The organism is Streptomyces sp. NPDC054961 (assembly GCF_053609145.1).
In genome coordinates this window covers 1-24,887 of record NZ_JBSGWY010000021.1, presented here as the reverse complement: position 1 = coordinate 24,887, position 24,887 = coordinate 1, and the positions used below count along the sequence as shown (strand labels likewise).

The 24,887-nt window shown below is 72.0% G+C and carries 20 protein-coding genes; 8 read left to right on the top strand and 12 right to left on the bottom strand.

Going from position 1 to position 24,887, the window contains the following annotated elements; translation table 11 throughout:
* Nucleotides 1–104: 104 nt before the first annotated feature.
* The 9 genes from ACWF9Z_RS19880 to ACWF9Z_RS19840 form a co-directional block, all read right to left on the bottom strand.
* Nucleotides 105–821: an ABC transporter ATP-binding protein gene (locus tag ACWF9Z_RS19880; protein WP_243338252.1), complete on the bottom strand. Its 717-nt coding sequence runs from the start codon at nucleotides 819–821 to the stop codon at nucleotides 105–107.
* Complete coding sequence (locus tag ACWF9Z_RS19875; RefSeq protein WP_453603778.1) at nucleotides 818–1,714, bottom strand: ABC transporter ATP-binding protein; 897 nt, start codon at nucleotides 1,712–1,714, stop codon at nucleotides 818–820. Before ACWF9Z_RS19875 ends, ACWF9Z_RS19880 begins: the two co-directional genes overlap by 4 nt.
* Before the next feature lie 3 nt (nucleotides 1,715–1,717).
* Nucleotides 1,718–3,538, bottom strand: a complete 1,821-nt coding sequence (locus ACWF9Z_RS19870) for a branched-chain amino acid ABC transporter permease (protein ID WP_453603776.1) — start codon at nucleotides 3,536–3,538, stop codon at nucleotides 1,718–1,720.
* 5 nt (nucleotides 3,539–3,543) lie between these two features.
* Nucleotides 3,544–4,473 carry a branched-chain amino acid ABC transporter permease gene (locus ACWF9Z_RS19865; RefSeq protein WP_453603775.1) on the bottom strand — a complete coding sequence of 310 codons (930 nt, stop codon included), beginning with the start codon at nucleotides 4,471–4,473 and terminating at the stop codon, nucleotides 3,544–3,546.
* A gap of 143 nt (nucleotides 4,474–4,616) precedes the next feature.
* Nucleotides 4,617–5,852 carry a branched-chain amino acid ABC transporter substrate-binding protein gene (locus ACWF9Z_RS19860; protein ID WP_453603773.1) on the bottom strand — a complete coding sequence of 412 codons (1,236 nt, stop codon included), beginning with the start codon at nucleotides 5,850–5,852 and terminating at the stop codon, nucleotides 4,617–4,619.
* A gap of 300 nt (nucleotides 5,853–6,152) precedes the next feature.
* Nucleotides 6,153–6,836 carry a Tat pathway signal sequence domain protein gene (locus ACWF9Z_RS19855; protein ID WP_453603771.1) on the bottom strand — a complete coding sequence of 228 codons (684 nt, stop codon included), beginning with the start codon at nucleotides 6,834–6,836 and terminating at the stop codon, nucleotides 6,153–6,155.
* On the bottom strand, nucleotides 6,833–7,330 hold the full coding sequence (locus ACWF9Z_RS19850; RefSeq protein WP_453603769.1) for a hypothetical protein: 498 nt from the start codon (nucleotides 7,328–7,330) through the stop codon (nucleotides 6,833–6,835). The genes ACWF9Z_RS19855 and ACWF9Z_RS19850 overlap by 4 nt, the downstream gene beginning before the upstream one ends.
* Nucleotides 7,331–7,368: 38 nt before the next feature.
* Nucleotides 7,369–7,845 (bottom strand): PaaI family thioesterase, encoded by a 477-nt coding sequence (locus ACWF9Z_RS19845; RefSeq protein WP_453603767.1) that lies wholly within the window; start codon nucleotides 7,843–7,845, stop codon nucleotides 7,369–7,371.
* A gap of 62 nt (nucleotides 7,846–7,907) precedes the next feature.
* On the bottom strand, nucleotides 7,908–10,196 hold the full coding sequence (locus tag ACWF9Z_RS19840) for an FdhF/YdeP family oxidoreductase (RefSeq protein ID WP_453603925.1): 2,289 nt from the start codon (nucleotides 10,194–10,196) through the stop codon (nucleotides 7,908–7,910).
* Between the two features lie 180 nt (nucleotides 10,197–10,376).
* Here ACWF9Z_RS19840 and polA point away from each other — a divergent pair, with 180 nt between their 5' ends.
* On the top strand, nucleotides 10,377–13,100 hold the full coding sequence (gene polA / locus ACWF9Z_RS19835; protein WP_453603765.1) for a DNA polymerase I: 2,724 nt from the start codon (nucleotides 10,377–10,379) through the stop codon (nucleotides 13,098–13,100).
* Between the two features lie 57 nt (nucleotides 13,101–13,157).
* Here the strand turns inward: polA and ACWF9Z_RS19830 are convergent, their stop codons facing one another.
* On the bottom strand, nucleotides 13,158–14,027 hold the full coding sequence (locus ACWF9Z_RS19830) for a DUF4184 family protein (RefSeq protein WP_453603763.1): 870 nt from the start codon (nucleotides 14,025–14,027) through the stop codon (nucleotides 13,158–13,160).
* A gap of 182 nt (nucleotides 14,028–14,209) precedes the next feature.
* Between ACWF9Z_RS19830 and ACWF9Z_RS19825 the strand changes: the two genes are divergently transcribed.
* The 3 genes from ACWF9Z_RS19825 (at nucleotide 14,210) to ACWF9Z_RS19815 (ending at nucleotide 16,985) form a co-directional block, all read left to right on the top strand.
* Nucleotides 14,210–15,478, top strand: coding sequence for a lytic transglycosylase domain-containing protein (locus tag ACWF9Z_RS19825; RefSeq protein ID WP_453603761.1), 1,269 nt, complete (start codon nucleotides 14,210–14,212; stop codon nucleotides 15,476–15,478).
* A 365-nt stretch (nucleotides 15,479–15,843) separates the two neighbouring features.
* Nucleotides 15,844–15,984, top strand: a complete 141-nt coding sequence (locus tag ACWF9Z_RS19820) for an SPW_0924 family protein (protein WP_356657547.1) — start codon at nucleotides 15,844–15,846, stop codon at nucleotides 15,982–15,984.
* Between the two features lie 14 nt (nucleotides 15,985–15,998).
* A complete protein-coding gene (locus tag ACWF9Z_RS19815) occupies nucleotides 15,999–16,985 on the top strand; it encodes a DUF3068 domain-containing protein (RefSeq protein ID WP_453603759.1) in 987 nt (328 codons plus the stop codon).
* Here the strand turns inward: ACWF9Z_RS19815 and hrpB are convergent.
* Nucleotides 16,975–19,548: an ATP-dependent helicase HrpB gene (hrpB, locus tag ACWF9Z_RS19810; protein WP_453603758.1), complete on the bottom strand. Its 2,574-nt coding sequence runs from the start codon at nucleotides 19,546–19,548 to the stop codon at nucleotides 16,975–16,977. The genes ACWF9Z_RS19815 and hrpB overlap by 11 nt on opposite strands.
* A gap of 4 nt (nucleotides 19,549–19,552) precedes the next feature.
* Nucleotides 19,553–20,413, bottom strand: coding sequence for a class I SAM-dependent methyltransferase (locus ACWF9Z_RS19805; RefSeq protein WP_453603756.1), 861 nt, complete (start codon nucleotides 20,411–20,413; stop codon nucleotides 19,553–19,555).
* Nucleotides 20,414–20,781: 368 nt separating this feature from the next.
* On the opposite strand from ACWF9Z_RS19805, the gene rpsA reads away from it, so the two are divergent.
* The 4 genes from rpsA (at nucleotide 20,782) to ACWF9Z_RS19785 (ending at nucleotide 24,729) form a co-directional block, all read left to right on the top strand.
* Nucleotides 20,782–22,302, top strand: coding sequence for a 30S ribosomal protein S1 (rpsA, locus tag ACWF9Z_RS19800; protein ID WP_356660796.1), 1,521 nt, complete (start codon nucleotides 20,782–20,784; stop codon nucleotides 22,300–22,302).
* Between the two features lie 293 nt (nucleotides 22,303–22,595).
* Nucleotides 22,596–23,534: a PAC2 family protein gene (locus ACWF9Z_RS19795; RefSeq protein ID WP_453603754.1), complete on the top strand. Its 939-nt coding sequence runs from the start codon at nucleotides 22,596–22,598 to the stop codon at nucleotides 23,532–23,534.
* A 60-nt stretch (nucleotides 23,535–23,594) separates the two neighbouring features.
* On the top strand, nucleotides 23,595–24,242 hold the full coding sequence (gene coaE / locus ACWF9Z_RS19790) for a dephospho-CoA kinase (RefSeq protein WP_453603752.1): 648 nt from the start codon (nucleotides 23,595–23,597) through the stop codon (nucleotides 24,240–24,242).
* Nucleotides 24,243–24,333: 91 nt separating this feature from the next.
* Nucleotides 24,334–24,729, top strand: a complete 396-nt coding sequence (locus tag ACWF9Z_RS19785) for a tetratricopeptide repeat protein (protein ID WP_453603750.1) — start codon at nucleotides 24,334–24,336, stop codon at nucleotides 24,727–24,729.
* Nucleotides 24,730–24,887 lie beyond the last annotated feature (158 nt).

Genomic DNA, 24,887 nt, shown 5'->3' with positions numbered 1-24,887 from the left:
CGCGGCGGCGCGGGCTGCCGCGCGGTGCGTCGGCGTGCGGGCGGCGCGCGCGCGCGCTCGCGCGCCGCCCGCGGCCGGCGCGACACTCGTACGAAGGAAAGGACTCAGTCCTCGCCGAGGTACGCCTTGCGGACGTCCTCGTTGACCAGGAGCTCGCGGCCCGGGCCCGACAGGACGACCTTGCCGATCTCCATCACGTGTCCCCGGTCGGCCAGGGACAGCGCGGCCTGGGCGTTCTGCTCGACCAGGAGGATGGTCGTGCCCTGGGACTTCAGCTCCGCGATGGTCGCCATGATCTTCTGCATCATGATCGGCGAGAGGCCCATCGAGGGCTCGTCCAGCATGAGCAGCTTCGGCCGGGACATGAGCGCGCGGCCCATGGCCAGCATCTGCTGCTCGCCGCCCGAGAGGGTGCCCGCGGCCTGCTTGCGACGCTCGCCCAGGATCGGGAAGAGGTCGTAGGCGCGCTGGACGTCCTTCTGGATGCCGTCCTTGTCCTTGCGCAGGAAGGCGCCGAGGAGGAGGTTGTCCTCGATCGTCATGCGCGGGAAGATGTGCCGCCCCTCGGGGGAGTGGGCGAGTCCGAGCGCGACGATGTCGTGCGCGGGGATCTTCTTGAGCGACTTGCCCTGGAACTTGATCTGTCCGCCACGGGGCTTGATCAGGCCGGACAGGGTGCGCAGGGTGGTCGTCTTGCCGGCGCCGTTGGTGCCGATGAGCGTGACGATCTGGCCGGCGTCGACACTGAACGAGATGCCCTTGACGGCTTCGATCTTGCCGTAGGCGACGCGGAGGTCCTCGACCTCGAGGAGTGCGGTCACCGGTCTTCTCCGTCCGTGCTCGTCGTGCTGTGCGCCGCCTCGCTGTGTGCTTCGGCTGCTTCCACCTCTGCGGCCTCTTCGGCGCCGGGGGCGCCGTCGAAGGGTTCGCCGAGGTAGGCGGCGATGACGCGTTCGTCGCCCTGGACCTCGGCGGCGGTGCCTTCGATGAGCTTTTCGCCCTGGACGAGGCAGGCGACGCGGTCGCAGAGGTTGAAGATGAAGCGCATGTCGTGCTCGATGACGAGGACGGCGATGCCCTGGTCCCGGATGGCGAAGATGAGTTCTTCGGTGGTCCGGGTCTCCTGCGGGTTCATGCCGGCGGTGGGCTCGTCCAGGAGGATGAGGCCGGGGTCGCTGGCGAGCGCGCGGGCGATCTCGAGCTTGCGCTGGTCACCGTAGGGGAGGTTGCGGGCGAGGTGGTCGGCCTTGTCGGCGAGGCCGATGAACTCGAGGAGTTCCATGGACCGCTTGCGGCTCGCGGCTTCTTCCCGGCCGAAGCTGGGGAGGCGCAGGAGCGAGGCCCAGAGGCCTTGCTTGGTGCGGGTGTGGCGTCCGACGAGGACGTTTTCCAGGACCGTCATGTTGTTGAAGAGACGGATGTTCTGGAAGGTGCGGGCGATGCCGGCCGCGGTGACCTTGAAGGACTTGGGGGGCAGGACCGTGCCCTTGTACCGGACTTCGCCCTCGGTGGGGATGTAGAGGCCGGTGAGGCAGTTGAAGAAGGTGGTCTTGCCGGCGCCGTTGGGGCCGATGAGGCCGACGATCTCGCCGCTGCGCACGGTGAGGTCGACGTTCTTGACGGCGGTGAGGCCGCCGAAGCGCATCGTGACACCGCGTGCGTCGAGGACGGTCTCCGCCGTGGTGGCGGGGGTTTCGGGGGTGGTGGTCGTCATGGGTCAGACCCCTGCCTTGCCGAGGACCGTGGGCGCTTCCATGTCCTTGTGGAGTTCGAGCTGGTTGCGCCGGTTGGGGATGAGACCCTCGGGGCGCAGGCGCATCAGGATGATGAGGGCGACGCCGAAGGCGAGGAGCTGGTACTCGCCCAGGCCCTGCAGCTTGTTGGGGAGCAGGAAGAGGAGCGATCCGCCGACGAGGGGGCCGGAGATGGTTCCCATGCCGCCGAGGACGACCGCGGCGAGGAGGAAGGCGGAGTTCGGGGGCACGGCGTTGGCGAAGACGTACTGGTCCGGGGTGACGGTGTAGTTCACGTGGGCCTGTACGGCGCCTGCGAGTCCGGCGAGGGTGGCGCCGAGGGCGAAGGCGATGAGCTTGACGCGGAAGCCGTTGATGCCCATGGCTTCGGCGGCGGTTTCGTCTTCGCGGATGGCGACCCAGGCGCGGCCGATGCGGGATTCCGCGCTGCGGCGGAAGACCATGACCACGATGAGGGTGATCAGGAGCATCAGGAAGAAGTAGTTGGCGAAGCGGCCGATGGCGAATCCGGCGATGGTGTGGGTGGCTCCGAAGTCGAATCCGAAGAGGTCGACGTTGGGGATGTTGGCGATGCCGTTGGGACCGTTGGTGATGTCGGGGCCGGAGACGCCGTCGAGGTTGTTCATGGAGATGCGGAAGATCTCACCGAAGCCGAGCGTCACGATGGCGAGGTAGTCGCCGCGCAGGCGCAGGGTGGGGGCGCCGATGAGGACGCCGAAGATCATGGAGGCTGCTGCGCCGATGAGGAGTGCGGCCCAGAAGGGGAGGTGCACGCCGAAGGGCGAGTTGGGGGAGCCGGAGACCAGGGCCGCGGTGTAGGCGCCGACGCCGAGGAAGGCGACGTAGCCGAGGTCGAGGAGGCCGGTGAGGCCGACGACGATGTTGAGGCCGAGTGCGACGGTGGCGAAGATGAGGATGTTGACGCCGAGGGTCGCGTACTGGTCGTCGGTCTGGGTGAAGGGGAAGGCTGCCGCTGCCGCGAAGGCACCGATGAGGGCGACGTTGCGGTGCTTGGCGGTGAGGGCGGTGAAGCGGGCCACCAGGCCGGCCTTGTTGAGGGCGCTGAAGCCGAAGGCGGCCGTGATCAGGAAGCCGAAGAAGAGTTCCTGGTACGGCGTGGTGATGCCGTAGGTGAAGATGCCGAGCGCGAGCGCGAGAACGGCGGCGATGATGAGGATCTCGGCGTAGGCCGGGAGGGCGCGGGCCGGTGCCGGGGTGTTGCTGGTGTAGGCGGCCTTGGTGATGACCCACTGGTTGTGGCGGTTGTGCTTCTTCTGCTCCCACCAGCTGTCTTCGGGGTCGGCCGGGTCGAGCGTGGGGCGCTCGAAGGGGAGCGCGCGGGCACCGAGGTAAGCAACGATCGCGGTGACGGCGACGATGACGCCGCCGGGCTCGAGGTTGACCGGGCCGCCGAGGGTCGAGGAGATCGACCTGACGGTGTAGAGGGCGGTGTAGAGCGCGGCGAGGGCGGAGAGCTTGATCGCCGCGTCGGCTCCGGCGGGGGTGAGCCACCGGAGGCCCTTGATCCCGTAGGAGGAGAGGCCGAAGAGGGTGGTGAGGGCGCCGCCGACGAGGACGAGCCACTGGAGGCCGCCGGGGTATCCGACGACGGTGAGGTCGCCGGGGAACTTGGCGGTCCAGGTCCAGGGCAGGAAGCAGGAGGCGACGGTGAGGGCGCCGCCCGCGGTGGCGAGGGCGCGGGCCGTCTTCTCGGGGAGGGGGATGAAGCCCTTGGGCTTGGGCGCTGCGTTCATGGTCGTGGTGTCCGTGGTGGTGGTCGTCATGGTTCTCACGCCCTGTCCGCGACGCGTTCGCCCAGCAGGCCCTGTGGCCTGAAGAGGAGTACGAGGATGAGGAGGACGAACGCCCAGGTGTTGCCCCAGGACTGTCCGCCGAGCTGCTGGAAGCCCGGGATGTCGGCGACGTAGGCGGTGGTCAGGGTCTCGGCGAGGCCGAGGACGATGCCGCCGATCATGGCGCCGTAGATGTTGCCGATGCCGCCGAGGACCGCCGCGGTGAAGGCCTTGAGGCCGAGCAGGAAGCCCATCTTGAAGTTGACTTCGCCGTACTTGAGGCCGTAGGCGACGGCTCCGATGGCGGCGAAGGCGGCGCCGAGGGCGAACGCGACCGTGATGATGCGGTCGGTGTTGATGCCCATGAGCTTCGCGGTGTCGGGGTCCTGCGAGGTGGCCTGCATGCCGCGGCCGGTGCGGGTCTTCTTCACGAAGAACCCGAGGAAGGCCATGGAGATGGGTGCGGCGAGGAGGAGGAAGACATCACCGGTCTGGATGGTGATGCTGCCGATGTTGAAGGGGCCGCCGGGGATCTCGGGGAAGACTACGGAGGACTTCGCGTCGGGGTACCAGGCCCATACCGCCTGCTGGAGGGCGAGGGAGAGGCCGATGGCGGTGATGAGCGGGGCGAGGCGGGGTGCGGTGCGCAGTGGGCGGTACGCGAAGCGTTCGGCGCCGACGGCGATGAGGGTGGCGACGATGATCGCGCCTATGAGCATGAGGGGGAGGGCGATCCACATCGTGGTGCCCCCGGGGAGCATGAGCCAGACGGTGAGGGCCCCGAATCCGCCGGTCATGAAGATCTCGCCATGCGCGAAGTTGATGAGCTGGACGATGCCGTAGACCATCGTGTAGCCAATGGCGACGAGCCCGTACATGGATCCCAGTAGCAGGCCGTTGACCAGCTGTTGCGGCAGTTCGTGCACCGCAGGTCCTCCGAGTCTTTCGACGGATGTGACACCGCGCGGGGCGCTTTTTGTGCGCGCCCCGCGCGGCCAAGGTGTGGGTGGTGCTCCGGTGGCCGGCCGTTCGAGCGGACTGCCGGCTACCGGGGGGTGGGGAGGGAAGATCAGCCGCCGAAGGTGCCGGACTCGACGGACTTCCAGTCGCTGCCCTCGACCTTGTAGACGGTGAGCTGCTTGTTGGTGGCGTCGCCGAACTCGTCGAAGGAGACCTTGCCGGTCACACCGTCGAAGGACACGCCCTGGACGGCGGCGAGGACCTTGGCGCGGGCGTCGGCGGGGAGCTTGCCGTTGTTGGCGTCGACGACCGACTTGACGGCCTCGATGACGGCCCAGGCGGAGTCGTAGGAGTAACCGCCGTAGGCGGAGAAGGCCTCCTTGTACCCGGCCTTGGTGTAGTTGGCGACGAAGTCCTTGGCGGAGGGCAGGCTCTCGACGGGGGCGCCGACCGAGGTGGCGAGGTCGCCGGTGGCGCCGTCACCGGCGAGCTCGACGTACTTCTTGTCGTAGATGCCGTCGCCGCCGACGAGCGGGATGTTGGTGCCGGAGGCCTTGATCTGCTTGCTGAGCGGGCCGGCCGCGGGGTACTCGCCACCGTAGTAGACGACCTCGGCGCCGGAGCTCTTGACCTGGGTCACGACGGCGGAGAAGTCCTTGCTCTCCGGGTCGATGTGGCCCTCGCCGACGACCTGGCCGCCGAGCTTGGTGAACTCGCCCTTGAAGGTGCCGGCGAGGCCCGCGCCGTAGGTCTTCTTGTCGTCGATGACGAAGACCTTCTTCTTGCCGGCCTTGTTGAAGAGGTACTGCGCCGCGAACGGGCCCTGGATGGCGTCCGTGGTGGCGGTGCGGAAGTAGCTCTTGTAGGTGCGGACCTTCTCGCCGGTGGCCCACTTGGCGCCCTGGGTGAGGGAGGGGCTGGTGTTGGCCGGGGAGATCTGGACGAGCTTGGCGTCGTCGAAGACCTTCTGCATGGACTCCGAGACGGAGGAGTTCAGCGGGCCGACGACGCCGAGGACGTCCTTGTCGGCGACGAGCTTGGTGGCGTTCTGCTGGCCGGAGGAGGCCTGGGCCTGGTCGTCGAGGGCCTGGACCTTGAAGGTGACGCCCTTGACGTACTTCTTCTCGTTGGCCTGCTTGGCGGCGAGGTCCGCGGAGTTCTTGATGCCGAGGCCGAGGGCCGAGAGGTCGCCGGTGAGCGGGGAGTCGACGCCGATGACGACCGTGATGTCGCCGCCGCCGCCGGCGTTGTCGCCGGCCTTGTCGTCACGCGAACCACAGGCGGTGAGGGTGAGGGCGCCCGCAGCGAGCGCGGCGGTCACGGCAATGAGAGAACGCTGACGCACGATCAGTCCTTTCCTGGCGTTGCGCCCCCCGTGGGGCGCACCGTGTCTCACGCGGGGAACCGAACTGAAGTGAATCCGGCGGTCGCGGTGACTGGCCGTGACTCTAAGCGGGTCTTAGGACGTTATGGAGGGCTCAGGCCAATGATGTGACTCTCTTGTTATGCCACGGCGTAATACATAGCGGATCTCTGCGGGTGGAACGGGGGAATTCCGGCCGGTTCGTCTTGTCCGCATGGTGAGACCGGTGAGGACCGTGGGGCGGTATGGGTCCTGTCGCGCCAGGACTCTTAGCCCTTTTGGTCATGACGGCGTGGGGGTGCCCGCGTCTCGGACTTCGGGACAGGTCCTGGTCAGGGCGACGGAGAGATCGCTGGCATATCGGTCACCGGGGATGTAGCCGTGCTCTTCCTTCTGGAATTTATTACTCAGGGTTACTTCCAGGAAGGGGAGGCCAGAATTCGGTGCTACATGCACGCAGTCAGCCACCTGAATCCGCACGAGCAGGTCGCGCGTTTCGCCGGGGGCGACCGTGGCCGGAAGGAGTGGCTCGACGATCACTTTCAGGCCGCTCGAAGGCTGAGACAAGCGCTCCAGCGTGACGGCCGGACCGGCCGCCGTCCGCACACGCACGGTGAACACGAAGGCGCTGCCGGACGGCGCCGGGTCCACCGGGCCGAGGTAGGTCAGGGAGAAGACCTGGGAGGGTGCCGGGGGCGTCTGGGCGACGGGCCGGGGCCGGGCCGCGTACCGCGCGGCGCCGGTGGCGGCCACGGCCGACGCGCAGAGCAGCGCCCCCGCGGCGAGCACGGCCCGCCGGTGGCCCCCGTAGACCTCCCGGGCCCGCCGGGCCCAGCGGTCGGTGCGGCCATCGGTGCGGCCGTCGGTGCGGCGGGACGTACGGCGGGATGTGCGGATGCCGGGGCGCGGGCCCTCGTGGGCCTCGGTGCCCTCTCCGGGTTCGAGCGGGCCGATGCCGCCGTTCACTGCCAGGGCCCGCCCGTCGGGACGCCGGAGCGGTAGCGCTCCGCGCAGAGCCGCCCGGCCTCGCGGGCGGTGAGCTCGCGGGCGGCGGCCGGACCCGCGGCGCGCCCCTCGGCGCGGGCCGCGGCGAGGACGGCGAGCAGGATCTCGTTCTGGCCGCCGGACAGGCCCATGGACTGGTAGTCCAGGTGGACGGCGTCGGGGCCGTCGCCGGCGTCGAGGATCACGCCGGCCCAGTGGGTGATCAGGTCGGAGCACAGCCGCTGGGGCGGGGTGGGCTCCGGGGCCGGGGCGGCCCCCGGTCGTGCGGTCCCGTCGGAGGAGCCGGAGGGATCGCCTGGAGGGCTCCCGGCCCGGGCGGCCGAGGGCTGTCCGGCCGCGCTCGCGGCTCCGGATCCGGTGCCCGGTCCGGAGCCGCAGCCGAGCAGTGCGGCGGTCAGCAGCGCCGTCGTGACGGCCGCGGCCGAGGCGCGCCGCGGCGCCGGTGCGGATCCCATGCGGGCACGCTAGACCGGCGCCGCGGGGAGGGCAACGGCTAGTTGTTGCCGTCCTGTTGCGGTCCCGCGTCGCGCAGCAGGCAGGTGAGGCGGGCGGTGCAGACCCGGCGGTCCTGCTCGTCGGTGATGACGACCTCGTAGGTGGCGGTGGAGCGGCCCCGGTGGACGGGGGTGGCGACGCCGGTGACCAGGCCGGAGCGGGCGCCGCGGTGGTGGGTGCAGTTCAGGTCGACGCCGACGGCGATCTTGCTGATGCCGCCGTGCATCATGGCGCCGACCGAGCCGAGGGTCTCGGCGAGCACGGCGGAGGCCCCGCCGTGGAGGAGCCCGTAGGGCTGGGTGTTGCCCTCGACGGGCATGGTGGCGACGACGCGCTCGGCGGACGCTTCGAGGATCCGGATGTCCATCCGCTTCCCGAGGTCCCCCGCCGAGAACAGCGAGGGCAGGTCGATGCCCAGGGCCGTGTACTCGTCGAGGACCTCTTGCGGGAACTTCACCGCGTGCTGCTCGCCCATGGGCCGACTCCGTTCGTCAACGCTCGTTAACCATCTTGTCCTACTCGTACTGGGGCGTTCTATCAGGCCGCCTCGAAGCGCACGACGACGGACTTGCTCGCGGGGGTGTTGCTGGTGTCCGCGGTGGAGTCGAGGGGCACCAGCACGTTGGTCTCGGGGTAGTAGGCGGCGGCGCAGCCGCGGGCGGTGGGGTAGTGGACGACGCGGAAGCCGGGGGCGCGCCGCTCGACGCCGTCGCGCCATTCGCTGACGAGGTCGGTGTACGAGCCGTCGGCGAGGCCGAGCTCGGCCGCGTCCTCCGGGTTGACCATGACGACGCGGCGGCCGCCGGTGATGCCGCGGTAGCGGTCGTCGAGTCCGTAGATGGTGGTGTTGTACTGGTCGTGGCTGCGCAGGGTCTGCAGGAGCAGCCGGCCGGCCGGGACGCGCGGGTACTCCACGGGTGCGGCGGTGAAGTTGGCCTTGCCGGTCTTCGTGGGGAAGCGGCGCTCGTCGCGCGGGGGGTGCGGGAGCTGGAAGCCGCCGGGGCGGGCGACGCGGGCGTTGAAGTCCTCGAAGCCGGGGACGACGCGGGAGATGCGGTCGCGGATGGCGGCGTAGTCGCGCTCGAACTCCTCCCAGGGGGTCCGGGAGGCTTCGCCCAGGACGGCGCGGGCCGTGCGGGCCACGATCGCGGGCTCGGAGAGCAGGTGCGGGGAGGCGGGGGCGAGGTTGCCGCGCGAGGAGTGGACCATGCCCATGGAGTCCTCGACGGTCACGAACTGCGGCGTGCCCTTCTTGCCGGGGGCGGCCGCCTGGAGGTCCTTGTCGGTGCGGCCGAGGGTGGGCAGGATCAGGGCGCGCCGGCCGGTGACCGCGTGGGAGCGGTTGAGCTTGGTGGAGACGTGCACGGTCAGGGAGGCGCGGCGGATCGCGGCCTCGGTGACCTCGGTGTCGGGGGTGGCGCCGACGAAGTTGCCGCCCATGGCGAAGAGCACCTTGGCCCGGCCGTCGCGCAGGGCCTGGATCGAGCGGACGACGTCGAAGCCGTGCCCGCGGGGCGAGGTGATGCCGAATTCCTTGTCGAGGGCGTCGAGGAAGGCGGGCGCGGGGCGTTCGAAGATCCCCATGGTGCGGTCGCCCTGCACGTTGGAGTGGCCGCGGACGGGGCAGACGCCGGCGCCGGGGCGGCCGATGTCGCCGCGCAGGAGGAGGAGGTTGACGACCTCGCGGATGGTGGCGACGGAGTGCTTGTGCTGGGTGAGGCCCATGGCCCAGCAGACGATGGTGCGCTTCGAGGCCAGGACCATGGCCAGGGCCCGCTCGATCTCGGGGCGGGTCAGGCCGGTCGCGGTGAGGGTCTCGGCCCAGTCGGTGTCCTTGGCGGCGGCCGCGAACTCCTCGTACCCGTGGGTGTGCTCGCGGATGAAGGCCTCGTCGGTCGCGCCCTCCGTTTCCAGGACGAGCTTGTTGAGGAGGCGGAAGAGGGCCTGGTCGCCGCCGATGCGGATCTGGAGGAAGAGGTCGTTGAGGGCGGCGCCCTTGAGCATGCCGAGGGGGCTCTGCGGGTTCTTGAACCGCTCCATGCCGGCCTCGGGCAGCGGATTCACCGAGATGATCTTCGCGCCGGCGGACTTGGCCTTCTCCAGCGCCGACAGCATCCGGGGATGGTTGGTGCCCGGGTTCTGTCCGGCGACGATGATCAGGTCGGCCTGGTGGAGGTCTTCGAGGGAGACGCTGCCCTTGCCGATTCCTATCGTCTCGTTCAGCGCGGAGCCCGAGGACTCGTGGCACATGTTGGAGCAGTCGGGGAGGTTGTTGGTGCCGAACTCGCGGACGAAGAGCTGGAAGAGGAACGCGGCTTCGTTGCTGGTGCGGCCCGAGGTGTAGAAGAGGGCCTCGTCGGGGGAGTCCAGGGCGCGCAGTTCCTCCGCGATCACCGCGAAGGCCCGCTCCCAGCTGACCGGCTCGTACCGGTCGCCGCCCTCTTCGAGCAGCATGGGCTGGGTGATGCGGCCCTGCTGCCCCAGCCAGTAGCCGGAGCGGCCGGCCAGATCGTCCAGCGGGTGCGCGGCGAAGAACTCCGGGGTGACCCGGCGCAGCGTGGCCTCTTCGGCGACGGCCTTGGCGCCGTTCTCGCAGAATTCGGCGGTGTGCCGCTTGTCTCCCTCGGGCCAGGCGCAGCCGGGGCAGTCGAAGCCGTCCTTCTGGTTGACCTTGAGGAGGGTGCGGGCGGTGCGGGCCAGCCCCATCTGCTGCTGCGCGATCTTCAGGGTGTGCCCGATGGCGGGCAGGCCGGCGGCCGCGTGCTTGGGGGGCGCGACCTGCGGTGCGTCCTGTACGGGATCCCCTGCGGGCGGCTTGGCGGCCATGTCGCTCCCCTTCGAGCTGTCGAGCGGCGCGGCGTCGTCGCCGCGCGTGTGCGCGTACGCCTGCGGGGGCGAGCGGACAGGTACATGTCCCCGCGCACGTGCGTACACATCCGATCCTGTCACGGACCTCCGACATCGCCGACGCCGGAATTGTCGGTGGGGCCGCCTAGGATCGGGGGCGTGGCAGATTCAGCATCGAAGAAGACCGACCAGCCGACCGCAGCGGACCGCCCCCGCCTGATGCTCATGGACGGGCACTCCCTGGCGTACCGGGCGTTCTTCGCGCTGCCGGCGGAGAATTTCACGACCGCGACGGGGCAGCCGACCAACGCCATCTACGGGTTCGCGTCGATGCTGGCGAACACGCTGCGCGACGAGGCGCCCACGCACTTCGCGGTGGCGTTCGACGTGTCCCGCAAGACGTGGCGCTCGGCGGAGTTCCCCGAGTACAAGGCGAACCGCTCCAAGACCCCCGACGAGTTCAAGGGGCAGGTCGAGCTGATCGGCGAGCTCCTCGACGCGATGAGCGTGCCGCGGTTCGCGGTCGACGGCTTCGAGGCCGACGACGTGATCGCGACGCTGGCCACGCAGGCGGAGGCCCTCGGCTTCGACGTCCTGATCGTCACCGGTGACCGGGACTCCTTCCAGCTGGTCTCCGAGCACACCACCGTGCTCTACCCGACCAAGGGCGTCTCCGAGCTGACCCGCTTCACCCCGGAGAAGGTCGAGGAGAAGTACGGGCTCACCCCCCAGCAGTACCCGGACTTCGCGGCGCTGCGCGGTGACCCGTCCGACAACCTCCCCGGGATCCCGGGCGTCGGCGAGAAGACCGCCGCCAAGTGGATCACCCAGTTCGGGTCCTTCAAGGAGCTCGTCGAGCGCGCCGAGGAGGTCAAGGGCAAGGCCGGGCAGAACTTCCGGGACCACCTGGAGGCCGTGAAGCTCAACCGGGTCCTGACCGAGATGGTCAAGGACGTCGCCCTGCCCCGGACCCCGGCCGACCTGGCCCGCGCCCCCTACGACCGGACCGCCGTCACCGGTGTGCTGGACGTGCTGGAGATCCGCAACGCCTCCCTGCGCGAGCGGCTGCTCGCCGTCGACCCGGGCGCCGCCGAGGCGGAGGCCCCCGCCCCGGTGGCGGCCGCCGTGGAGCTCGACGGCTCCGTCCTGGGCGCCGGCGAGCTGGCGCCGTGGCTGGAGAGCCACGGAGGCGCCCCGCTCGGCGTCCGCACCGTCGACACCTGGGCGCTCGGCACCGGCAACGTCTCCGAGATCGCGCTGGCCTCGGCCGGCGGCGCGGCCGCCTGGTTCGAGCCGACCGCGCTGGACGCCGCCGACGAGCAGGCCTTCGCCGCCTGGGCCGCCGACGCCGGCAAGCCGAAGGTGGTGCACAACGCCAAGGCACTGATGCGGGTCTTCCCCGAGCACGGCTGGACCCTCGCCGGCGTCGCCATGGACACCGCGCTCGCCGCCTACCTGGTCAAGCCGGGCCGCCGCTCCTTCGCGCTCGACGTGCTGTCCCAGGAGTACCTGCACCGGGAGCTCGCGCCGGCCGCCGCCGACGGCCAGCTCGCCTTCGGCGCGGACGACACCGCCGAAGCCGAGGCCCTGATGGCGCAGGCCCGCGCCGTCCTGGACCTCGGCGACGCCTTCTCGGTCACGCTGCCCGAGGTGGGCGCGGCCGGACTGCTCCACGACATGGAGCTGCCCACCTCCGAGCTGCTGGCCCGGATGGAGCGGTCCGGGATCGCCGCCGACCGCGGCCACCTCGAAGCCATGGAGCAGCAGTTCGGCGCGGCCGTGCAGCAGGCGGTGAAGGAGGCGCACGCGGCGGTCGGCCACGAGTTCAACCTCGGCTCGCCCAAGCAGCTCCAGGAGGTCTTCTTCGGCGAGCTGGACCTGCCGAAGACGAAGAAGACCAAGACCGGCTACACCACGGACGCGGACGCGCTGGCCTGGCTGGCCGCGCAGACCGACCACGAACTCCCGGTGATCATGCTCCGCCACCGGGAGCAGGCCAAGCTGCGCGTCACCGTCGAGGGCCTGGTCAAGACGGTCGCCGCCGACGGCCGGGTGCACACCAGCTTCAGCCAGACCGTCGCCGCGACCGGACGCCTGTCCTCCACCGACCCCAATCTGCAGAACGTGCCGGTGCGCACCGACGAGGGCCGCGCGATCCGCCGCGGCTTCGTCGTCGGCGAGGGCTTCGAGTCCCTCATGACCGCCGACTACAGTCAGATCGAGCTGCGCGTCATGGCCCACCTCTCCGAGGACGAGGGACTGATCGAGGCGTTCCTGACGGGCGAGGACCTGCACACGACCGTCGCCTCCCAGGTGTTCGGCGTCGAGCGGTCCGAGGTCGACGCCGAGATGCGGCGCAAGATCAAGGCCATGTCCTACGGCCTGGCCTACGGGCTCTCCGCGTTCGGCCTGGCCCAGCAGCTGAACATCGAGCCCGGCGAAGCCCGCGGCCTGATGGAGACCTTCTTCGAGCGGTTCGGCGGTGTCCGGGACTACCTGGGCCGCGTGGTCGAGGAGGCCCGCGCCACCGGGTACACGGCGACCATCCTCGGCCGCCGCCGGTACCTGCCCGACCTCAACAGCGACAACCGCCAGCGCCGCGAGGCCGCCGAGCGGATGGCGCTGAACGCCCCGATCCAGGGCACCGCCGCCGACATCGTCAAGGTCGCGATGCTGCGCGTCGACAAGGCGATCACCGGGGCCGGGCTGAAGTCGCGGCTGCTGCTCCAGGTCCACGACGAAATCGTGTTGGAGATCGCCCCGGGCGAGCGGAAGGCGGTGGAGGAGCTGGTGCGCCGCGAGATGGCCGCCGCCGTCGACCTCCGGGCCCCGCTCGACGTGTCCGTGGGCGTCGGTCCCGACTGGGAGTCCGCCGCGCACTGATGTCCGTACCGGCCCGCGGATCCGTCCGGCAGGCCGCGGGGCTGACGCCCGTTCCCGCTATGCGGTGGGGACGGGCGTCCGCGTTTCCTCGTCCGCGGCCGCACGGCGGCCGCCGTCGGCACGGCCGCCGCGGTGGAGCAGCCGTACGAGGACCCCGTAGAGCAGGAGGGCCACGCACAGGCCGCCGCCCGCGCCGAAGCAGATGGTCGGGATGATGTCGAGCGGCGTACGGATCCGGTCGAAGAAGGTGTAGAAGCGGAGCACGCGCGCCGTCACGCAGACCGCCACGCACACCGCGACGAGCAGGGCCGCGCCCCAGACCTCCGCCCGGCGCAGGACGGGTACGGACGCGGGCGCGGGGGACGGCGGAAGCCGGCGCAGGGCCGTCGCCGTGAACCACAGCAGGGCGCAGGCGGCGACGGCCGAGGACCCGTACTGCAGGCAGGAGTAGAGCGGCAGGCCGAAGGCGAGGGGGTCGCCGAGCCACGGCAGCGCGCGCATGCCCCAGCGGTCCACGTGCGTGAAGCTGTCCCACACGATGTGCGTGAGGGAGCCGGCCACCGACGAGAGGTAGAACCACAGGGCGAGCGAGGGCAGTCGGCGCTCCCGCCAGTGCTCGCCGCGCACGAACGCGTGGACCCGGCCCCGCCGGGCGCGCGGCAGGAGTGCGATCAGCGGCTCGCGCAACAGCAGCCAGCACGCCGTGAGGGCCACGGTCAGCACGGCGTCCGCGGTCAGTGCCCCCACTGGCGCGTGCGTGAACGCGCCGTACTCCTTGACGCCCGAGACGACCGTGTCCGCGAAGTAGAAGGTGTCCGGCGCGAACGAGCCGAGGACGAGCGCCGAGCCGACGAGCGGCCCCCGGGCGCGGCCGGTCCGGCGGATGGCCGGAAGTACGGCGGCCGCGTGGCTGAGAGTGAACGGCATGACACCTCGTAAGGGCTCTTCGGGCAGTGCGCTCAGTATGCGTGGCCTGCGGAACCCGTGGGGAAGTCGTGAATTCCGGACCGCGGTACGTGCCCTGCGCAGCGAGTTGACGTAGGGTCACGCGGACGTCGAGGGGGAGGGGGGTCCGGCTCATGGCGGCTCGGATACGGATACGGACGCGGATGTCGGCCCGGTTCGCGAGGGCGGTGGGCAAGGGCGGGGCGGCGATCCTGGTCGCCGCGCTGGCGGCCGGCGCGCTGACGGCCTCTCAGGGGCCCGTCGCGGGCCACCGCGAGCGGACGGCCGCGGTGGGTGAGGACGCCCCGCAGACCGAGGCGCCGGCCGACGGCTCCGCCGGGGACACCTCCTACTTCACCGCGCTCCCGCCGCTCGTGAGCCCCGAGCCGCCGGCCGTGCTGCTGGGCGAGGACGGGGTGGCGGCACAGCCCGCGCAACAGGCCGCCGGGCAGGGGACGCCGCCCAACGAGCCCGTCGCCCTGGGCGGGGCGCAGGGCGCGCAGGGGATACCGGCGAGCGTGCTCGCCGCGTACCGGCAGGCGGAGCGGACGGTCGGTGCGAGCGACCCCGGGTGCGGGCTGCGCTGGCAGCTCCTCGCGGCGATCGGCAAGGTCGAGTCGGGCCAGGCGCGCGGCGGCCAGGTCAACGCCGCCGGTACGACACTGCGGCCGATCCTGGGTCCCGTGCTCGACGGCAACGGCTTCGCGAACATCTCCGACACGGACCGCGGAGCCTACGACGGGGACGCCCGGTACGACCGGGCGGTCGGACCGATGCAGTTCATCCCGTCCACGTGGGCCTCGTGGGGGCAGGACGGCAACGGGGACGGCAAGCGCGACCCCCACAACGTGTACGACGCCGCGCTCGCCGCCGGGCGCTACCTGTGCGCCGGCACGCGGGACCTGCGGGCGGACGGCGATCTGGACCGGGCCGTGCTGTCGTACAACCAGTCCGGCGCGTACCTGCGGACGGTGCGGTCGTGGTACGCGTACTACCTGAAGGGAACGCACGCGGTCCCGGACGGCGGCGGCGCCACCGACACCCCGGCGACGACGGCCCCGCACCCGAGGCCCACGCCCACGCCGACGCCCACGCCCACGCCGAAGCCCGATCCGCTGCCGACCCCCACGCCGACGCCGACGCCGGAGCCGACGCCGGAGCCGACCCCGACGCCGACTCCCACGCCGACGCCGACCCCGACTCCCACGCCGACCCCGACGCCGGAGCCAACGCCGACGCCCACCCCGACCCCGACGCCGGAGCCGACTCCCACGCCGACGCCGAGCCCCACGCCGACGCCGACGCCCACCCCGACCCCCACGCCGAAGCCCGAGCCGGTGCCCACGCCGACCGCGAAGCCCACCTCCTCGCCCGCGGCCTCCCCGTCCCCGAAGCCCACGCCGTCCCCGTCCGCCGTGACCCCGGCGGCGTGACCGCACCGGCGGCGTGACGGCCGAGCCTCCCGCCCGGGCGCGGGAGGCGGGGCCGCGCTGACCTCACCGCCATCGGCGACCACGGCCCCGCGGGGACCGGCGTCATCGCCCGGCGCCCCGCCGACGGCATCCGCGGCGCGCGGCCGGAGACGGTCGCGGGTGCCGGTCGCCACCTGCCCCCGCGGGCGCCGGGGCGCCTTCCCGGACCGCTCCCTCGGCCACGACGGCCGCGACCCCTCCGGCCAGGGGCGTGCGGGGCGCTCGGACGGCCCCGGCCGATCAGTGGCGCAAACGGTTCTCATCTGTCACCCGCATTGCTACGGTGCCCCCGCCCTGACTGCCCATCAGATTCCGGAGGCCCCGGCATGCGCGCAATCGTCGCCGCCGCCAGCGGTCTCGTCCTCGCGGTGCTCCTCGTCCTCGCCATCACGGCGATGGGGACGCCGGAAGGCAAGACCTCACCGAAGCCCCTGCTCACCACCGCGCCCGCCGCGCCCGGAAAGTAGAGGAGGGCCCGGCCATGCGACGCAGAGCCAGCCTCGTCCTGCTAGCCCTCGCCGTGTTCTGCGCAGCGCTCGCGCCGCTGCTGCGCTGGTACGCGTATCCCCGGCTGGCGAAGATCCCGCCGAACCAGTACCAGGAGGTGGTCCTGGAGGCGAAGGACGCGACCCTCCTCGACTACACCTCCGGCATGGAGCCGAAGAAGGTCGACAAGGTCACCATCGTCCAGACCCTGAAGGGCAACGTCGAGGCGTCGAAGGAGATCGAGGCCAGCGCCGGCAAGGACGTGGTCGTCTGGGACACGCTGACCTACATCATGGGTCCGGACGGGAAGATGGTCTCCCAGATACCCGAGCGCTACATCTTCGACGCCCACTCCCAGGACCCGGTCCACGCCACCGGAGAATCCGTGGACGGGGACGCGGTCAAGCGCGAGGGCATCGAGTTCAAATGGCCGTTCTTCACCGAGCCGCGCGACTACCTGTACTTCGACGCGCAGACCCGCAGCTCCTCGCCCATCCACTACGTCGGCCCGCGCACGTTCAAGGGCATGCACGTCTACTACTACGAGCAGACCATCCCCTGGACGAAGGTCTCGCTGCCGAAGAAGATGCCGATCGAGGGCATCGACTCCGCGACCTTCGAGCAGACCACCGGCACCAGCCTCTGGTACTCCACCAAGGCGATGTTCTGGGTCGACCCGGTGACCGGGGCGCCCGTCAACGCCGAGCAGGAGATCCAGCAGGAGATGCGCGGCGGCATCGCGTCCGGCGGACCCGACGGCAAGCTCACCGTCTTCGCCGGGCACGTGAAGATGCGCGAGGACTACAGCGACCACACCGTCGACCTGGTCAAGTCGAACCGGACCAAGGTGCTCGCGCTGCACACCTACGCGCCGATCGGCCTCGCGGCCGGCGGGCTCGCGCTCTTCGGGATCGCCCTGTGGCTGGAGGCGCGCGGCCGGCGGCGCCCCGAGGACGGCCCGCCGGCCCCGGTCACCGCCTGAGCCGGGCGTTGGTGTGCCGGGTGGGCTCGGCGGTCGCCGGATCCTCCGGCCACGGGTGCTTGGGGTAGCGGCCGCGCAGCTCGGCGCGGACGGCCCGGTAGCCGCCCTGCCAGAAGGACGCCAGGTCGGCGGTGACGGCGGCGGGCCGGCCGGCCGGCGACAGCAGGTGGACGAGTACGGGAACCCCCGCGACCCGGGGGGTCTCGGCCAGCCCGAACAGCTCCTGGAGTTTGACGGCGAGTACGGGCTGTCCGTGCTCGGCCGCGTAGTCCACGCGGATCCGCGAACCGCTGGGCACCTCGATCCGCTCCGGAGCCAGCGCGTCGAGCCGGCCGGCTTCGCCGGTGGACCAGGGCAGGAGCCGGTTCAGCGCCTGCCCGGCGTCGATCCGCGCGAGGTCGCCGCGGCGCCGCGCCCGCGACAGCTCGGGCTCCAGCCAGTCGTCGGCACGCGCCAGCAGCTCGGCGTCATCGGCCACGTCGGGCCAGCCGCCGCCGAGCGTGCGGTGCAGGAAGCCGAGCCGGGCCCGGAGCGCGCGTGAGTCCGGGGTCCACCGCAGCAGGCCCAGCCCCTCGGCGCGCAGCCCGTCGAGGAGGGCGGCCCGGACGAGGGCCCGGTCGGGGTCGCGCAGGGGCCGAGCGGCGAGCTCGACGGCCCCGAGGCGGGTGACGCTCCGGGCGACGAGGTCCCCGTCCTCCCAGTGGACCTCCTCGCCCGAGCGGAACAGGTGGCCGGCGGCCGCCCTGGCGGTGTCCTCGTCGACGAGGGCTCCGAGCCGGACACGGGCGGACGCGGAGTGCGGGGGCCGGTCGGCGACGGCGACGGCGATCCAGGGCGCGCTGCGCAGCGCCGACCCCTCGGAGAGTTCGGCCGCGGTCCCGGAGACCATGAGGAAGGCACCCTGGCCCTTGGCCTTCGCCACCCGCTCCGGGAAGGCCAGCGCGGCGACCAGCCCGGCGGCGGAGTCGTCGGGGAGGGCCGGGGCGGGCGAGGATCGCGCGGACGGCCCGGCGGCGGGGTCCCTTTCCGCGGCGGCGCGCTCCAGGCGCCCGGCCTCCGCGCGCCAGCGGGCCGCGTACGCGTCGCCGCCCGCGCGGGCCCGGCGCCACGCGGCGGCCAGGTCGTCTCCGTACTCCCGCGGGGGCTCCTCGCTCAGGAGCGCCACCAGCTCCGCGGCCCGGCGGGCCCCCAGGGCGGCGGAGCCGTCCAGCAGGGCCCGGGCGAGGCGCGGGTGCAGGCCGAGGCGGGCCGTCCGCAGGCCCCGCGGGGTCGGCCGGCCCGCCTCGGAGACCGCGCCCACCGCGAGCAGGACCTCCCGGGCCGCGGCCATCGCTCCGGCCGGCGGCGGGTCGAGCAGGGCCAGCCCGGTCGCGTCGGGGTCGCCCCAGCAGGCGGCCTGGAGGGCGAACTGCGCCAGGTCCGCGATCCGGATCTCCGGGGAGGGGTGGGCGGGGAGCCGCCCGTCCTCCGCCTCGGCCCAGCAGCGGTACACGGTGCCCGGTGCCTCGCGTCCGGCCCGGCCCGCCCGCTGGCGTCCGGCCGCGCGGGAGGCCCGTACGGTCGCCAGCGCGCCCAGGCCCCGCGCGTGGTCGACCCGGGGTTCGCGGGCCAGCCCCGAGTCCACGACGATCCGTACGCCGGGCACGGTCAGGCTGGATTCCGCGACGGCGGTGGACAGGATGACCCGGCGGTGCGCGGCCGGGGACAGCGCGGCGTCCTGGACGGCGGCCGGGGCGCGGCCGTGGATCTGGAGGACCTCCGCGTCGACCCCCGCGAGCTGTCCGGCGACCCGGGCGATCTCTCCGACGCCGGGCAGGAAGCACAGCACGTCGCCGGAACGTTCCGCCAGTGCCCGCCGCACCACCGAGGCCACGTGCGTCAGCTGCGCCGGGTCCACCCGCATCCCGTGCGGCGGCCGGACCGGCCGGGCCGGCGGCGCCCATACGGTCTCCACCGGGTACGAGACGCCGGCGGCCTCCACCACGGGCGCGCCGTCGGGGCCGCCGTGCCCGAGCAGCCGGGCCCAGCCGGCCGCGTCGGTGGTCGCCGAGGCCGCGAGGAGGCGCAGCTCCGGGCGCAGGGTCGCGCGCACGTCGAGGAGGAAGGCGGCGACGGTGTCGGCGTCCAGGTGCCGCTCGTGGCATTCGTCGAGGATCACCACGTCGACCCCGGAGAGCTCCTGGTCCCGCTGGAGCCGTTGGAGCAGGACGCCCGTGGTGACCACCTCGACCAGCGTTCCGGGGCCGACCACGCGCTCCCCGCGCACGGTGAAGCCCACCGAGGCGCCGACCCGCTCGCCGAGCAGCCAGGCCATCCGGCGGGCCGCCGCGCGGGCGGCGATCCGGCGCGGCTCGGCGACCACGACCCGGCGGCGCGGCCCCGCCGGCCCGCCGCCCGCCGGTCCGCCGCCCGTCAGCCCGGCCAGTACCAGCGGCACCAGGGTGGTCTTGCCGGTGCCCGGCGGGGCGCACAGGACGGCGGTGCCGTGGGCGTCCAGCGCCGCGACGACCGCGGGCACGGCTTCCCGTACGGGAAGGGAGTCGAGGTCGGCCGTGCGGATCACGCGCTCAGTCCCGCTCGCACACGAAGATCGCGGTGCCGGGGATGAGGTTGCCGCGCAGCGGGGACCAGCCGCCCCACTCCTGGCCGTTCCAGGCGGGCCACTCGGGCTCGACCAGGTCGAGCAGGCGGAAGCCGCCCGCGACCACGTCCCGGACCCGGTCGCCGAGGGTGCGGTGGTGCTCCACGTAGACGGCGCGCCCGTCCTCGTCCTGCTCGACGTACGGGGTGCGGTCGAAGTAGGAGGCCGCGACGGACAGGCCCTCGGGGCCGGGCTCGTCGGGGAAGGCCCAGCGGATGGGGTGGGTGACGGAGAAGACCCAGCGGCCGCCGGGGCGCAGGACCCGGCGCACCTCGCGCATGACGTTCACGGGGTCGGCGACGAAGGGGACGGCTCCGTAGGCGGAGCAGGCGAGGTCGAAGGAGCCGTCGCGGAAGGGCAGGGATCCGGCGTCGGCCTCGACGAGGAGGGCCCCCGGCGCGTCGCCGCCCCCGATGCGCAGGGCGTGCTGGAGCTGGCGGTGGGAGAGGTCCAGGGCGACCGCGCGGGCGCCCTGGGCGGCGAGCCAGCGCGAGCACTGGGCGGCGCCGGCGCCGATCTCCAGGACGTCCTTGCCCTTGAGCGCGGAGGCGGGGCCGAGGAGGGCGGCTTCCGCCTCGTCCAGGCCCTCGGGGCCCCAGACGAAGCGGTCGTCGCCGAGGAAGGCGCCGTGCTCGCTCTGGTACTCGTCCGCGTTGCGGTCCCACCAGCCGCGACTCGCCCGGCTGCTCTCCGCTTCCCCCGCGTCACGGCGGGTGGCCGCGGCGTCCTCCTCGGCGGCCGATGTGGCTCCGTACGCTTCTTCGGGGGCGTAGTCCTCTTGGTTCATGGGGCCCGTCGTCGTAGTCTGCGAATGTCTGGCGAACGTCTTCGAAAGTCGGCCGGGGCGGTCATCCGCGCCTGCCCGCCCACGAATTGTGCCGGTTATGCGAGGATCCGCCCGAGGCGTGCGCCTTCGCGCATTGACCCTGTCCGGCTACCCCCGTATGCTACAAGTTGCGCTGCGAGCCTGTGCTCCTCAGACCTAGCAGGCTGCGCTTGTATCTGTTGATGTCCCCTCGGTTTTCGAGGCCCCCACCCCGCATCTCGCGGAACTGGGGCTTCCTTGGCTGTCCGGCTTCTTCGGCAGATGCCGATAAGGGCTCCCGGCGTAGCAGTACCTACGACTTTCTGTCCGTAACCGGAGCCCTTACCCACATGACGAGCAGCACCGAGACCACCGCCACCACTCCGCAGGTTGCGGTCAACGACATCGGTGACGAGGCAGCGTTCCTCGCCGCGATCGACGAGACGATCAAGTACTTCAACGACGGCGACATCGTCGACGGCGTCATCGTGAAGGTGGACCGGGACGAGGTTCTCCTCGACATCGGTTACAAGACCGAAGGCGTCATCCCGAGCCGCGAGCTCTCGATCAAGCACGATGTCGACCCGAACGACGTCGTCAAGGTCGGCGACGAGATCGAGGCCCTGGTTCTCCAGAAGGAGGACAAGGAAGGCCGTCTGATCCTGTCCAAGAAGCGTGCGCAGTACGAGCGCGCCTGGGGCACGATCGAGAAGATCAAGGAAGAAGACGGCATCGTCACCGGTACCGTCATCGAGGTCGTCAAGGGTGGACTCATCCTCGACATCGGCCTCCGCGGCTTCCTGCCGGCCTCCCTCGTCGAGATGCGTCGCGTTCGCGACCTCCAGCCCTACGTGGGCAAGGAGCTCGAGGCGAAGATCATCGAGCTGGACAAGAACCGCAACAACGTGGTCCTGTCCCGCCGTGCCTGGCTCGAGCAGACCCAGTCCGAGGTTCGCCAGACGTTCCTCACCACCCTGCAGAAGGGTCAGGTCCGCTCCGGCGTCGTTTCCTCGATCGTCAACTTCGGTGCCTTCGTGGACCTGGGTGGCGTCGACGGTCTCGTCCACGTCTCCGAGCTGTCCTGGAAGCACATCGACCACCCGTCCGAGGTTGTCGAGGTCGGCCAGGAAGTCACCGTCGAGGTCCTCGACGTCGACATGGACCGCGAGCGCGTCTCCCTGTCGCTGAAGGCGACGCAGGAAGACCCGTGGCAGCAGTTCGCCCGGACGCACCAGATCGGTCAGGTCGTCCCGGGTAAGGTCACCAAGCTGGTTCCGTTCGGTGCGTTCGTCCGTGTGGACGAGGGCATCGAGGGTCTGGTCCACATCTCCGAGCTGGCCGAGCGCCACGTGGAGATCCCGGAGCAGGTCGTCCAGGTCAACGACGAGATCTTCGTCAAGGTCATCGACATCGACCTCGAGCGTCGCCGGATCTCGCTGTCGCTGAAGCAGGCCAACGAGTCCTTCGGTGCCGACCCGGCGTCGGTCGAGTTCGACCCGACCCTGTACGGCATGGCCGCGTCGTACGACGACCAGGGCAACTACATCTACCCCGAGGGCTTCGACCCCGAGACCAACGACTGGCTCGAGGGCTTCGACAAGCAGCGCGAAGCCTGGGAGGGCCAGTACGCCGAGGCGCAGACGCGCTTCGAGCAGCACCAGGCCCAGGTCATCAAGAGCCGCGAGGCCGACGAGGCCGCCGCTGCCGAGGGTGCTGCCGCTCCGGCCGCCGCCGGTGGCAGCAGCAGCGCCGGTGCGGGCATCTCGGGTGGTTCGTACTCCTCCGAGGGTGCGGACGAGACCTCTGGCGCCCTGGCGTCGGACGAGGCCCTCGCCGCGCTCCGCGAGAAGCTGGCCGGCGGCCAGAGCTGATCGCAGCAGCGCAGCAGAGCAGCACGGCGTGAGCTGAGCTGAGCTGATCGTTCAACGGTAAGGCCCGTCCCCTCAGGGGGGCGGGCCTTACCGCGTTGTACGGGGCGGAGCGGGGGCCCGGAGTGCGGGGCGCCGGAGCCGTCGACGGGTCGGCCTCCGGCCGTCCCCGAGGTGCCGCGGGTTTGCTCGGGCCCTCGGGTTTCCCCGGGTTCCCGCGAATGCGGCCAACTGGGGAATGGTGACGGTCCCTTGGACGTTCTTGCCACAGAACGAGGCGAGGAGGAGTGGTGACGGTGCTTGATCCACAGGGTTTGTACGAATGGGACGCCAAGGGCCTGGCGGTGGCCGACCTGGCGCTCGCCCAGGACTCGGCCGGGCTGGTCATGCTCTACCACTTCGAGGGGTACATCGACGCCGGCGAGACCGGCGAGCAGATCGTCGAGCGGCTGCTCGACACGCTGCCCCACCAGGTCGTGGCCCGTTTCGACGCGGACCGGCTGGTGGACTACCGGGCACGCCGCCCGCTGCTGACCTTCCAGCGCGACCACTGGACGGACTTCGAGGAGCCGCTCCTCGAGGTGCGCCTGGTGCAGGACGCCACGGGCGCGCCCTTCCTGCTGCTGTCCGGCCCCGAGCCGGACGTGGAGTGGGAGCGCTTCGCCGTCGCCGTCCGGCAGATCGTCGAGCGCCTCGGCGTCCGGCTCTCCGTCAACTTCCACGGCATCCCCATGGGCGTCCCGCACACCCGGCCCGTCGGGATCACCCCGCACGGCAACCGGACCGACCTCATGCCGGGACACCGCAGCCCCTTCGACGAGGCGCAGGTTCCGGGCAGCGCCGAATCGCTCGTGGAGTTCCGCCTCGGCCAGGCCGGACACGACGTCCTGGGCGTCGCCGCCCACGTACCGCACTACGTGGCGCGCTCGCCCTACCCGGACGCCGCGCTGACGACCCTCGAGGCCATCACGGGCGCGACCGGGCTGGTGCTCCCGGCGGTGGCGCACGCGCTGCGCACCGAGGCGCACCGCACCCAGACGGAGATCGACCGGCAGATCCGGGAGGGCGACGAGGAGCTGGTCAGCCTGGTCCAGGGGCTGGAGCACCAGTTCGACGCGGCGGCCGGCGCCGAGACCCGCGGAAACATGATCGCGGAGCCCGCGGAGATCCCCTCGGCGGACGAGATCGGCCGCGAGTTCGAGCGGTTCCTGGCGGAACGCGAGGGCGAGGGCTGAGCGCGTCCCGCCAGCGGGGGCCTGTGGGCGGTGCGGGACGCGGGGGCTAGTCTGCCGGGCATGTTGAAAGTTGGCCTGACAGGCGGAATCGGTGCCGGCAAGAGCGAGGTCTCGCGACTGCTGGCGGGGTACGGGGCGGTCGTGGTGGACGCCGACCGGATCGCGCGGGAGGTCGTCGAGCCGGGCACGCCCGGTCTCGCGGCCGTCGTGACGGCCTTCGGGGAGTCCATGCTGACCCCGCAGGGCGAGCTGGACCGGCCCAGACTGGGCTCGGTCGTGTTCGCCGACCCGGCGCAGCTGAAGATCCTCAACGGGATCGTGCACCCCCTGGTCGGGGCCCGGTCCGCCGAGCTGGAGGCCGCAGCCGGACCCGACGCGATCGTGGTGCACGACGTACCGCTGCTCGCGGAGAACGGGCTCGCGCCGCTGTACGACCTGGTCGTCGTGGTGGACGCGACGGCCGGGACCCAGCTGGCGCGGCTGACCGCACTGCGCGGCATGGCCGAGGAGGAGGCGCGGGCCCGGATGGCCGCGCAGGCCACGAGGGAACAGCGGCTGGCCGTGGCCACGCTCGTCATCGACAACGACGGACCGCTGGAGGCCCTGGAGCCGCAGGTGCGCACGGTGTGGGAGGAGCTCACGGCGCGCGCGGCGAAGGCGGCGGAGGCGGCGACGGCGGCGGAGGCGGCGGACGAGACCGGGGCCTGAGGGGCCCGAGGGGCCCGGCGCGGCCATGGAACGGGGCGCGGGCCACGGGACGTGGGGCGTTGAACGCGCCCGCGGAGGGAAGGTACAGAACGTGTCCGACACCACGCCGCAGCTCCCCTCGCCGTCTCCGGCCCCGTCGCCCGAGACGCACGTCATCGACTACCGGGCCGCCGAGCAGTTGCTCGCCGCGCGCGACCCGCGCGGTGCGGTGAGACTGCTCGACTCGGTCATAGCCGCCCACCCGGAGAACACGGCGGCCCGGCTGCTGCGCGCGCGGGCCTTCTTCGCGGCGGCCCAACTGCGTCCGGCGGCGCTGGAGTTCGAGCTGGTGCTGGAGCGCGAGCCGGACAACGCGTTCGCCCACTTCGCGCTGGCCCGCACCCACGAGCGCGCGGGCCGGCCCGCGCAGGCCCGTAGGCACTTCCGGCTGGCGGCCGCCCTCGACCCGCGGCCGGAGTACCTGGAGGCGGCCCGTTTCGAGGCGTAGTGGCGCGCTGGCCCGGCCCGCTCCCGGCCCGCGGTGCCGGCCGGACGGCTCGGTGGTCGGACGGCTAGGCCGTGTTTTAGGAAGCGCGGGCGGCCAGCCATTTGGTGAGGTCGCCCGCGATCTGGTCGATGCTGGTCTCGGTGGTGACTTCGTGTTCG

Excerpts from the sequence above, each read along its gene's own strand:
- ACWF9Z_RS19830 (WP_453603763.1), bottom strand. The coding sequence starts at position 14,027 with ATGCCGTTCACTCTCAGCCACGCGGCCGCCGTACTTCCGGCCATCCGC.
- ACWF9Z_RS19840 (WP_453603925.1), bottom strand. The coding sequence starts at position 10,196 with ATGGCCGCCAAGCCGCCCGCAGGGGATCCCGTACAGGACGCACCGCAG.
- ACWF9Z_RS19820 (WP_356657547.1), top strand. The coding sequence starts at position 15,844 with ATGCGCGCAATCGTCGCCGCCGCCAGCGGTCTCGTCCTCGCGGTGCTC.
- rpsA (WP_356660796.1), top strand. The coding sequence starts at position 20,782 with ATGACGAGCAGCACCGAGACCACCGCCACCACTCCGCAGGTTGCGGTC.
- ACWF9Z_RS19850 (WP_453603769.1), bottom strand. The coding sequence starts at position 7,330 with ATGGGATCCGCACCGGCGCCGCGGCGCGCCTCGGCCGCGGCCGTCACG.
- ACWF9Z_RS19825 (WP_453603761.1), top strand. The coding sequence starts at position 14,210 with ATGTCGGCCCGGTTCGCGAGGGCGGTGGGCAAGGGCGGGGCGGCGATC.
- coaE (WP_453603752.1), top strand. The coding sequence starts at position 23,595 with ATGTTGAAAGTTGGCCTGACAGGCGGAATCGGTGCCGGCAAGAGCGAG.
- ACWF9Z_RS19875 (WP_453603778.1), bottom strand. The coding sequence starts at position 1,714 with ATGACGACCACCACCCCCGAAACCCCCGCCACCACGGCGGAGACCGTC.
- ACWF9Z_RS19805 (WP_453603756.1), bottom strand. The coding sequence starts at position 20,413 with ATGAACCAAGAGGACTACGCCCCCGAAGAAGCGTACGGAGCCACATCG.
- ACWF9Z_RS19870 (WP_453603776.1), bottom strand. The coding sequence starts at position 3,538 with ATGACGACCACCACCACGGACACCACGACCATGAACGCAGCGCCCAAG.
- ACWF9Z_RS19815 (WP_453603759.1), top strand. The coding sequence starts at position 15,999 with ATGCGACGCAGAGCCAGCCTCGTCCTGCTAGCCCTCGCCGTGTTCTGC.
- ACWF9Z_RS19845 (WP_453603767.1), bottom strand. The coding sequence starts at position 7,845 with ATGGGCGAGCAGCACGCGGTGAAGTTCCCGCAAGAGGTCCTCGACGAG.